Here is a 9,366-nt window from a genome sequence, read left to right on the forward strand (position 1 = left end):
CGAGCGTGCCCTCCGCGGAGGCCACGGCAGCCTTGGCGGCGACGGTGGCCGCGGAGGTCTTGTCGCGATCGGCACGCGCACTGTCCAGGGACTGCTGGCTGGCAAACGCACTGTTGGCGAGCTTGGCGGTGCGGTTGAAATCGGCGGCCGCGCGCGCCTCGTCCGCTGCGGCAGAGAGAAGTTGCGCCTTGGTCTGGTCAATGGTTGCCGCCTGGGCATCCACCTGCTTGCCGAGACGGGCGATGGTGGAATCCTGCGTATCCACTTTGGCGCTGGCCTGACGTACGGCAACCCGATAGTCGCTGTCATCCAGCCGCACCAGCACGTCGCCGGCCTTCACATGGGAATTGGCCACCAGAGGCGCAGCGGCCACATAGCCGGACACCTTGGGCGCCACGATGGCCACGTCGGCGCCCACATAGGCATTGTCCGTGGACACCATGAACCGGCCGACGGTCCAGAAGCGATAACCCCACACCGCCGCGCCGGCGATCACCACCGCCAATCCGCCGATCACCAACACCCGGCGCAAGCCGCCCTTCTTGGGCAGGTCGGACACCGGCGATGCCGCAGCCCCATCGGGGCGCGGTTCCATAGGGACGAGATTGGGCGAAGGCTTGGCAGCGACGGTCATGGAATCATTTCAGTGCAACAGGCGGTCAGAACCGCTGGACCGAAGTGAAAAGAGAGGGAGGAGAGCGGGGGCGGTTGCTCTCCTCCCTCCACGCCAGTCAAGGCGCCGGGTTGCGGATCCGATGCCTTGACCGAACGGTTCGGTCACAACGAGATTGACATACGACAGGGAAAAGCACATTTCAATAGCGAACTGAACGGTTCGGTCATTTTTCTGCCGGAGCCGTCACCTACGTCCGAAAACGACACCGTATGTGAGCCGTAGTGCAGGAAGGCCTTGCAATGTCCGGCGCCAGTACCGGAGAAGAGAATGACAGAGGAGATTAGAGCTTTGAGCCTGACGGATGTGAAAGACCCCCCGAGCGGAGCCGGACAGGATCCGGAGAAGCGTCGCCAGATCTTGGCCGGCGCGCGGGAGGTGTTTTTCGAGCGCGGGTTCGACGCCGCGAGCATGGGAGACATCGCCCGCGCCGCCGGCGTGTCCAAGGGCACGCTCTATGTCTATTTTGAAGACAAGGTGGACCTGTTTGGCTCCCTGGTGATCTCCGAATGCGATGAGACCGCGGAACGCCTGTTCGTGCTGGACGCCTCCGAGCCGGACCTGGAAGCCGCCCTGATGAAACTGGGCGTCTCCTTTCTGGAGGCCATGCTGCGGCCCTGCCATGTGGCGACGGTGCGCACGGTCATCGCCATTGCCGAAAAGTTCCCCGCCATCGGCCTGCGCTTCCTGGAAGCGGGCCCCAACTCGGGCACGCGCCGCCTCTCCGCCTTCCTGCGCGCCAAGGTGGAGCAAGGGGTGCTGGATATCGACGATACCGATGCGGCCGCCAGCCAGTTCCTGTCGCTCTCGAAAGATACCATCCTGGCCCCGGTCCTGTTCGGCGCCGCCGCGACCATCCAGCCGCAGCAGATGGAGCAGGTGGTGCGACGGGCCGTCACCTTGTTCATGAAGGTCTACGGCGTCCATCGCTGAGGGATGTCGGACACGATGCGGCCGTCCGGAGACGACCGGGTTGCGCCATGTCCGACGCCAGCGGGTATCAGCCGGCTGTCAGCACTCTCGTTCCCCCTCCCTGGAGAGCGACATCCCCATGCGGGCGATCCCTGGACGGCTTAGCCCTCTTCCAGCAGATAAAACCGGCCCAGCGGTATAGCCGGCCTGAGGGCGGATGGACCGCCTTCAGGCTAGGCGCACGAACGTCAGGAAAGGCAGAGCCGCTTGCGGTGCCCGGCTCAGGCGCTCATGCCCGCCAGAACGGCTTGTCGGACTCGCGCCGGGCGACCCGCGGGTGAATGCCCACATCCCGCAGGCGGTCCGAATCCAGCTCTGCCAGTTCCTGGCGTGACTTTGCCCGCCACCACCAGAGCTGCATCATTCCAATGGGTCCCCAGCCCCGCGGCACCTCGGGTGCGGCGGCAGGCAGCAACGGGGACACGTCGCCGGTGCGTGCCAATCCCGGCACGCCCGGGCGGGGCGTGGTCCGAGAGCGGGTCCGGGACATCTGGGCGGCAAGGCGGGCGAGCGGGATCATGGTTGTGGCTCCCAAGAGCTGACCGCTGAACGAGCATCAGCGATTGCTCGCATTCATTGCCCGAACATGCTATGAGTGCAATCGATACATTGCACTCGGAGCAATAAATGTCCGGCAACGACTTTCGCGCCCTCGCCGACGCCATCAGTGCCGACATCACCTCCGGCCGCCTGCCCCCCGGCACGCGCCTGCCGACCCAGCGGGACTTTGCCTACACCCACAAGATCGCCCCCTCCACGGCGAGCCGGGTCTATGCGGAATTGATCCGCCGCGGCCTCATCTCCGGCGAGGTCGGGCGGGGCAGCTATGTGCGGGCGCCGGAGGTGGTGCCGGTGGGCACGCTGGGCGAGCCGGTGCGGGCGCCGGTGGATCTCCAGCTCAATTTCCCCATGCTCCCCGGCCAGGATGCGGAGCTGACCCAGGTGCTGGCGGACCTGCTCCGCCCCGGCGCCCTCGCCACCGCCTTCCGGCCGACGGGGGCTGCCGCCACCCGCGAGGCGCGGGCGCTGACCTCGAGCTTTCTCGCCCGCGGCAGCTGGCGGCCGGACCCGAACGGCATCGTCTTCACCGCCAACGGCCGCCAGGGCATCGCCGCCGCCTTCGCCGCCCTCGCCCCGGCGGGCGAGCGGATCGGCGTCGAGGCCATGACCTATCCGGCGGTGAAATGGATCGCCGCCCGCCTCGGGATCACCCTGGTGCCGCTGCCCATGGATGCCCACGGCCTGCGCCCGGATGCCCTGCTCAAGGCCCATCGGGCCACGCCCCTGCGCGGGGTCTATCTGCAGCCGACCCTGCACAATCCCCTCGGCGTCTCCATGGATGCGGACCGCCGCCACGAGATTGCCGCTCTGCTGCGGGGCGAGGAGCTGATGGCGGTGGAGGATGTGATCTATGGCTTCCTGTCGCAGGACGAGCCCATCTCCGCCCTCGCGCCGGATCACACCTTGCTGGTGGACAGCCTGTCCAAACGGGTGGCACCCGGCCTGACCCTGGGCTTCGTCGCCGCCCCGGCCGCCTGGGCGGAGCGCATGGCGACCGCGGTGCGCTCGGGCTCCTGGGCCGCCACCGGCCTGCCGCTGGCCTGCGCCTTGCAGGTGATGGCTCACCCCATTGCCGGCAAACTGATTGAGGGCAAGCGGGCCGACGCCCGCGAGCGGCAGATCATCCTCAGCCAGATCTTCGCGCCGGAAACGCTGAAGACCGACCCGCGCTCCTACCACGCATGGCTCGAACTGCCGGACCCGTGGCGGGCGGAGGCCTTTGCCGCCGCCGCCGCCCGCCGGGGCATCGCCATCACCCCATCCAGCGCGTTTTCCGTGACGCCGGGCTATGCCCCGAACGCGGTGCGCCTGGCCCTGTCGCCCCCGCCCCTGGCCACCTTGCGCGCCGCGCTATTGACCTTGCGCCGGCTCATGGAAAGCGGTCCGGTGGAAAGTGAGATCGAATAGGCGCCTCACGCCCCGGGCGCTGGCACCAGCCCGAGGCTGACGCCATTGCGTTCCGCCACCACGTCGGAGATCTGCGGCAGCATCCAGTCGCCGCGCCCCATCTCCACGGCGGCGGCATAGCTGGCCTTGATGGCCGCGCTCACCGAGCCCGGCGCCGCCGTCTCCGGCGAGAGGTTGCAGGCATAAGTGATGTCCTTGAGCGCATTGGACAAAGCGAAGCGGTGGGCGTTCACGTCCCGCTCCAGCACATAGCGGAAATAGGTCTGGTAGAAGCCGCAATCCATGCGCGAGCCGCGCAGCACGCTGTCGAACACCTGCGGCGACACCCCGGCCTTCTGCGCCAGGGTCAGGGCTTCCGCATAGAGCGCGCCATAGCCCATGGACAGGAAATTATTCAGCAATTTCATGGTGTGCCCGGCGCCTGGCCCACCCACGGGCGTGATCCGGGCGCAGAACGCCTCCAGCACCGGACGGATCACCGCCAGCGCCTCCGGCTCCGCGCCGACCATGGCGCTCAGCGTGCCGGCCTCGGCATTTGCCGGGGTGCCGCCCAAAGGCGAGTCGCAGAAGGCGATCCCCAGCGCCGCCAGTTCCGCATGCAGGGCACGGGTGAGCACCGGCTCGGAGGTGGAGGTGTCGATGATATGCAGGCCCGCCCTCGCGCCGGCCAGCAGGCCGCTCTCGCCGCGCACCACCGCCTCCACCTGCGGGGCGCCGGTGACGCACAGAATCACGATGTCCGAGGCGGCAGCCAGTTCGGCGGCGCTCTTGGCCTCGCTCGCGCCGCGGGCGAGCAGATCCTCCACCGGGGCGCGGTTGCGATGGGCCAGCACGGTGAGGGGAAAACCCTTTTCCACCAGATTCTTGGCCATGCCGTGGCCCATCAGGCCGACACCGATGAAACCGATACGGGGCTGTGTCACTTGGCGTTCCTCCCAGACATCTTGTTGATGTTCCTGCTTCCTAAATCGTTTAGCATGACACCAACACCCGGCGAAGCGCCTGCGACCGGGGACACAGAGTGGCGCCGGAGGACGCGGGCATGACCGAGGCATCGAGCGGCGCGGGACGGGTCACCCTGCAGCGGCTGGCGCGGGAGCTGGGCCTGTCCACCGCCACGGTCTCGCTCGCCCTGCGCGACAGCGCGGTGGTGGCGGATGCCACCCGCATCAAGGTCCAGGAAGCCGCACGGGCGCGGGGCTATGTGGCCAATCGCGGCGCCGCCTCGCTGCGCACCGCGCGCACCAATATCGTCGGCATCGGCCTGCATGACATCATCAATCCCTCCTTCACCGAACTGCTGGCAGGGCTGGAGGATGCGTTCTCCATAGCCGGCAAAACGGTTCTGCTCGGTGTGAGCCAGGAGGACGTCGCCCGCCAGACCCGCACCCTGGGCACGCTGGCGGAATATCGCCCTGATGCCTTCATCGTGTCCCCCGCCGCCAACAGCACCGTGGCGGACCTGAAGGCCTTGGCGGCCAGCGGGATTCCGGTCGTTCAGGTGACGCGGGAGGTGGAAGGGTCGGGGTTTGATTTTGCCGGCTCCGATGACGAGACCGGCATGGGGCTGGCGGTGGCCCATCTGGTGGGGCTGGGGCATCGGCGGATCGGGCTGATCGGCAGCTATCCCGCCGCCTCCACCGGCCGCCGCCGGCTGGCGGGATACAAGGCCGGTCTGGCCGCCGCCGGGCTGCCGTTCGACCCGACGCTGGTCACCGACGGCCCCGGCCTGCGGGACATGGGGCGGCAGGGCATGGCCCGGCTGCTGGCCCTGGACGCGCCGCCCACCGCGGCGGTCTGCTTCAATGATCTCACCGCCTTCGGCGCCCTGATGGGCCTGCAGGCGGCAGGACTTGCCGCCGGCAAGGACTTTTCCTTGGTCGGCTATGATGACATTGCCGAGGCGGCGCTCTGGCACCCGGCCCTGACCACAGTCTATACCCGGATACCGGAGTATGGCCCCCTGGCCGCCAAGCTGGCTTTGGCCCGCATGGCCGATCCGCACCGGCCGGTGGAACGGGTGGTGCTGACGCCGCAATTGGTGATCCGCGCCACCACCGGCGCCCCCCGCCCGGTGGCGCCGCGCCCGGTGTGATGCAACACACGCCGACCGCTGTATGATACGCGCATGTCCGCCCTCTTCCCCACTGTTCCGCTGGTGTCGCACACGCTGTCACACGACACGCCGCCGGCCATTCCGCCCGTGACACACGCCATCACCGATCCGGACGACCCGCGCATCGCCGAGTATCGCGATGTGCGCGAGCGCGATCTGGTGGGCCGGCGCGGCCTGTTCATGGCCGAGGGCGAGGTGGTGCTGCGGCTGCTGGCCGGGCGCGGCGGCGCCGGCACGGCGGGCGCTTTGGTCTCGGTGCTGGTGTCGGAGGCCAGCGCGCCGCGCATCGCCGACGCCCTGGCCCTGCTGCCGCCGCAGGTGGAGATTTATGTGGCCGGCCAGAAGGTCATGGACCGCATCGTCGGCTTTCCCATCCATCGCGGCATCCTGGCGGTGGGTCGGGCGCGGGCGCCGATGGAGGTGCCCGATCTTCTGGCGGGCCTTAAGCCGCGGGCGCTGGTGGTGGCGGTGATCGGGCTGGCCAATCATGACAATATGGGCGGCATCTTCCGCAATGCCGCCGCCTTCGGCGCCGATGCGGTGGTGCTGGATGCCAGCTGTTGCGATCCGCTCTATCGCAAGGCGATCCGGGTTTCGGTCGGGGCAAGCTTGATCGTGCCCACCGCATGGTCGAGCAATGCCCCGACCATGCTCGGTGCATTAGCCGATGCAGGTTTCGCGCTGTTGTCCCTCAGCCCGTCCGGGGCGCAGGATCTGGCCACCCTGGCCCGCCCGCCGCGGGTGGCGGCGATCTTCGGCACGGAGGGGCCGGGCCTGCCGCCGCAGGTGCTGGCGGCGACCCAGACCGTCGCCATCCCCATGGCGCCCGGCTTCGACAGCCTGAACGTGGCCACCACCAGCGGCATCGTCCTGCATCATCTGGCGCGGGGCGGCTGAAAGGGCGGTGACCGCGCGGCCCGATCCCGTTAGCCTCTCCCCCGGATGCGCCGAAGCGGCGCACGGGAGAGACGAGCCATGCTGACGGTTTGGGGACGGCGCAATTCGTTCAATGTGCAGAAGGTCTTGTGGCTGGTGGGGGAACTGGACCTGCCGCACAGCCATATGCCCGCCGGCGGCAGCTTCGGCCTGATCGACACGCCGGAGTTCCTGGCCATGAATCCGCACGGCCGGGTGCCGGTGATCGATGACGACGGCACGGTGGTGTGGGAATCCCACGCCATCCTGCGCTATCTGGCCGCCCGCTTCGGCGGCGAGGCGCTGTGGCCCGCCGATCCCCGCACCCGCGCGCCCGTCGATGCCTGGATGGAGTGGTGCGCCACCGCGCTGCATCCGGCGCTGATCAACGAGGTGTTCATCGGCTTCTTCCGCACCGCGGAGGCCCGGCGCGATCAAGCCCGCGTCGCCGCCGGCATCGCCCGCTGCGGCGAGCTGTTGGCCCTGCTGGACCGCCGGCTGGCGGACCGTCCCTACATGCTGGGGGAGAGCTTGAGTCTGGCGGACTTCACGGTGGGTACCTCGCTCTACCGTTATTTCAACATGGACATCGCCCGCCCGGAGATGCCGCATCTGGCGGCTTATTACGCCCGCCTCCAGGCCCGCCCGGCCTATGCGACGCACGTGATGGTGCCGTTCGCGGATCTGTACGGGTCGCTGAAGTGAGGGGCCGCCGGCCTGGGCGCTGATCAAGGGCGTGGGATGGGTGCCATCTTCCATGGCCGACTTGGGCAGGACGCATGTGATCCCAGCCGTTTCCCCCTCCGCTCCCGCCCCCCCACAAGGGGGAGAGCGCGCGGCCGGGGGGGGAGCGCGCGCGGTCCCATACACCGGGAATGACCGAAATGGGGTGGGAAGTTGGCTGTCGGCTTACAGCGCGGATACCCCGAAAGCGGATATGGTTCCGATCAGCGGGGGACCATGGAGTGTTCGAGGGCCGGCATTTTGAGTGTGGCCGGGATGCTCCCTCTTGTCGGTTTCGGTCACGTGAGGTTGAGCCCACCATCGGAGAGCAAAATCTCGCCCGTCAAATAATCCGATTGCACGAGCATCATGACAGCTTGCGCAATGTCTTCCGGGCTGGCCGACCGCCGCATCGGCGCGCGCGTTCTCCATAACTCTTGGGCTGCTGTCCAGTCGGCTGTTAGCGGTGTATCGACAAGGCCGGGCGCAACGGCATTTACCCTGATGGCTGGCGCCAGTGACAATGCAAGTAGCCGTGTCACGTGGTTGAGCGCCGCCTTGGTGGCTGCATACGGAATTGAGGCCCCTTTTGGCCGAACTCCGGCGTGAGAGCTGATGTTTACGACACAGGCCGGTCGTCCACGCCGCGCCGCGTTGCGCAGCGCGGTCTCAGCTTCAGCAATAAGGTGAAAGGGCGCCACCATATTGACTTCGTACAGTTCGTGCCAAATCTCCGAAGTGGCTGCACGCAGATCCGCGTGGGGTATCACACCGCTCAGACCAGCATTGTTCACCAACACGTCCAACCGCCCCCAACAGCCCACAGCGTCATGGATGAGACGTCTGCGGTCGTTTTCTCGGGCCAAGTCGGCTTGAATATAGCTGGCTGATTTAAGCTCGGCCGCAAGAGACCGACCTTTATCCTCGGAATTACGAGAATGAAGGATAACATTATACCCTTCCTGCACGAACCTCCGGGCAACGGATTCGCCAATGCCAGATGTTGAACCCGTGACCAGGGCGACGGGACGATAATCTTCCACCAGGCTCAACTCTTCTCTCAATTCCTGTCCCTGGCTTATGGCTGCCTTCCGGAAAAATCAAATGATATGGCAGTGACGGCCTTGGGGTCGATAGCTGCCTGGCCGCAGATCACTGTCCTGGTCGCTCCCGAGGCGGCCTCACCCGTGCAAGATGAAGAAGCGAACCCCAGCGCCCAGGCCACGAGCGGCAGGACAGCTCCAAGGAAGAAGGGACACCCGCAGTTCCGCCCGGACCTCAGCGCCCCAGCCAATATCGGCCTCGGGTGAGGGTTCACGTACAGAGTGATTTCGCAGGGCTGATTTCTGGACACCGCTCACTGGCGGCGAAACTGGTAGCAGCGGGCGGATTTGAACCGCCGACCTCCGGGTTATGAATCCGGCGCTCTCACCAACTGAGCTACACTGCCCCGACCCGCCAGGACATGCCCGACGCTTGGAAGCAGGGATATAGAAGCGGTGCCTTCCCGGTGTCAAGAAAGGCGACGCGATCTCTCCCCGCTTCGTTGCACCTCACCCGGCTCAATCCCGTGCCGCTCCGGCGCGCCGCGCCCCCTCCCCCCTTGCGGGGAAGGGTTGGGGAGGGGGGTGAAACGCGCGCCGACAGCGCCCGCCCCCACCTCTTTCCAGCCAAAGCACATGGCAGCGCCCCTGGCGCGCCCAACCTAGGTCGCGCGCGTCCCCGGCCGGTTCACCCCCCTCCCTGCCCTCCCCCGCAAGGGGGGAGGAGCCTGCGCCAGAGGGGGAGCGGGTCCGAAAGCGAAGAGAGACGATCAGATCATCGCTGCGGGGCCGGCAGACAGGTTTGCCGCCCCGGCGCGCCGCGCGCCCTCCCCCCTTGCGGGGGAGGAGTGGCGGGGGAGGGTTGGGGAGGGGGGTGAAACGCGCGCCGACAGCGCCCGCCCCCACCTCTTTCCAGCCAAAGCACATGGCAGCGCCCCTGGCGCACCCCACATAGG

At 67.6% G+C, this 9,366-nt stretch carries 9 protein-coding genes and 1 tRNA gene; 5 read left to right on the forward strand and 5 right to left on the reverse strand.

The genetic code is table 11. From position 1 onward, the window contains the following. Positions 1–634 (reverse strand): biotin/lipoyl-binding protein (locus AAG816_RS26825; RefSeq protein ID WP_341992782.1); only part of this gene is annotated, 634 nt, incomplete at its 3' end. 309 nt (positions 635–943) lie between these two features. On the opposite strand from AAG816_RS26825, the gene AAG816_RS26830 reads away from it, so the two are divergent. Beyond that, on the forward strand, positions 944–1,606 hold the full coding sequence (locus AAG816_RS26830) for a TetR/AcrR family transcriptional regulator (RefSeq protein ID WP_341992784.1): 663 nt from the start codon (positions 944–946) through the stop codon (positions 1,604–1,606). Positions 1,607–1,874: 268 nt separating this feature from the next. On the opposite strand, the gene AAG816_RS26835 is transcribed toward AAG816_RS26830, so the two are convergent. Continuing rightward, a complete protein-coding gene (locus AAG816_RS26835; RefSeq protein WP_341992785.1) occupies positions 1,875–2,165 on the reverse strand; it encodes a hypothetical protein in 291 nt (96 codons plus the stop codon). Positions 2,166–2,272: 107 nt separating this feature from the next. Between AAG816_RS26835 and AAG816_RS26840 the strand changes: the two genes are divergently transcribed. Further along, a complete protein-coding gene (locus AAG816_RS26840) occupies positions 2,273–3,613 on the forward strand; it encodes a PLP-dependent aminotransferase family protein (protein ID WP_341992786.1) in 1,341 nt (446 codons plus the stop codon). A 5-nt stretch (positions 3,614–3,618) separates the two neighbouring features. Here the strand turns inward: AAG816_RS26840 and AAG816_RS26845 are convergent, their stop codons facing one another. After that, entirely contained in the window at positions 3,619–4,668 is a 1,050-nt protein-coding gene (locus tag AAG816_RS26845; RefSeq protein ID WP_341992787.1) for an NAD(P)-dependent oxidoreductase, read from the reverse strand. On the opposite strand from AAG816_RS26845, the gene AAG816_RS26850 reads away from it, so the two are divergent. The 3 genes from AAG816_RS26850 (at position 4,656) to AAG816_RS26860 (ending at position 7,349) form a co-directional block, all read left to right on the forward strand. Continuing rightward, the gene (locus tag AAG816_RS26850; protein ID WP_341992788.1) at positions 4,656–5,708 is read left to right on the forward strand and encodes a LacI family DNA-binding transcriptional regulator; all 1,053 of its coding nucleotides are present in this window, start codon (positions 4,656–4,658) and stop codon (positions 5,706–5,708) included. The genes AAG816_RS26845 and AAG816_RS26850 overlap by 13 nt on opposite strands. A 33-nt stretch (positions 5,709–5,741) precedes the next feature. After that, complete coding sequence (locus tag AAG816_RS26855; RefSeq protein ID WP_341992789.1) at positions 5,742–6,626, forward strand: RNA methyltransferase; 885 nt, start codon at positions 5,742–5,744, stop codon at positions 6,624–6,626. Between the two features lie 78 nt (positions 6,627–6,704). Beyond that, entirely contained in the window at positions 6,705–7,349 is a 645-nt protein-coding gene (locus AAG816_RS26860) for a glutathione S-transferase N-terminal domain-containing protein (protein ID WP_341992790.1), read from the forward strand. 317 nt (positions 7,350–7,666) lie between these two features. Here the strand turns inward: AAG816_RS26860 and AAG816_RS26865 are convergent, their stop codons facing one another. Next, positions 7,667–8,410 carry an SDR family oxidoreductase gene (locus tag AAG816_RS26865; protein WP_341992791.1) on the reverse strand — a complete coding sequence of 248 codons (744 nt, stop codon included), beginning with the start codon at positions 8,408–8,410 and terminating at the stop codon, positions 7,667–7,669. 330 nt (positions 8,411–8,740) lie between these two features. Then, a tRNA-Met gene (locus tag AAG816_RS26870) sits at positions 8,741–8,817 on the reverse strand. Positions 8,818–9,366 lie beyond the last annotated feature (549 nt).

This window comes from Azorhizobium sp. AG788 (assembly GCF_943371865.1).
GTDB lineage: Bacteria > Pseudomonadota > Alphaproteobacteria > Rhizobiales > Xanthobacteraceae > Azorhizobium.

Bases quoted from the DNA above. Each gene is read 5' to 3' on its own strand.
- AAG816_RS26845 (WP_341992787.1), bottom strand. From the start codon at position 4,668: ATGCCTCGGTCATGCCCGCGTCCTCCGGCGCCACTCTGTGTCCCCGGT.
- AAG816_RS26840 (WP_341992786.1), top strand. From the start codon at position 2,273: ATGTCCGGCAACGACTTTCGCGCCCTCGCCGACGCCATCAGTGCCGAC.
- AAG816_RS26835 (WP_341992785.1), bottom strand. From the start codon at position 2,165: ATGATCCCGCTCGCCCGCCTTGCCGCCCAGATGTCCCGGACCCGCTCT.
- AAG816_RS26830 (WP_341992784.1), top strand. From the start codon at position 944: ATGACAGAGGAGATTAGAGCTTTGAGCCTGACGGATGTGAAAGACCCC.
- AAG816_RS26855 (WP_341992789.1), top strand. From the start codon at position 5,742: ATGTCCGCCCTCTTCCCCACTGTTCCGCTGGTGTCGCACACGCTGTCA.
- AAG816_RS26850 (WP_341992788.1), top strand. From the start codon at position 4,656: ATGACCGAGGCATCGAGCGGCGCGGGACGGGTCACCCTGCAGCGGCTG.
- AAG816_RS26860 (WP_341992790.1), top strand. From the start codon at position 6,705: ATGCTGACGGTTTGGGGACGGCGCAATTCGTTCAATGTGCAGAAGGTC.